Origin of the sequence: Clostridium polyendosporum (assembly GCF_018332455.1) — a bacterium.
Lineage (GTDB): Bacteria > Bacillota > Clostridia > Clostridiales > Clostridiaceae > Clostridium_AY > Clostridium_AY polyendosporum.
Genome location: NZ_BOPZ01000115.1, coordinates 1 through 227 on the forward strand (window position 1 = coordinate 1; position 227 = coordinate 227).

Below are 227 nucleotides of genomic sequence, written 5' to 3' on the forward strand. Positions count from 1 at the left end.
AGCGCAACCCTTATTGTTAGTTGCTACCATTTAGTTGAGCACTCTAGCAAGACTGCCCGGGTTAACCGGGAGGAAGGTGGGGATGACGTCAAATCATCATGCCCCTTATGTCTGGGGCTACACACGTGCTACAATGGCGAGTACAAAGAGACGCAAGACCGTGAGGTGGAGCAAATCTCAAAAACTCGTCCCAGTTCGGATTGTAGGCTGAAACTCGCCTACATGAA

1 rRNA gene is annotated in these 227 nt (G+C 50.2%); it reads left to right on the forward strand.

Annotation, left to right across the window (positions count from 1 at the left end):
* A 16S ribosomal RNA gene (locus CPJCM30710_RS17645) occupies window positions 1-227 on the forward strand; the annotation flags it as partial.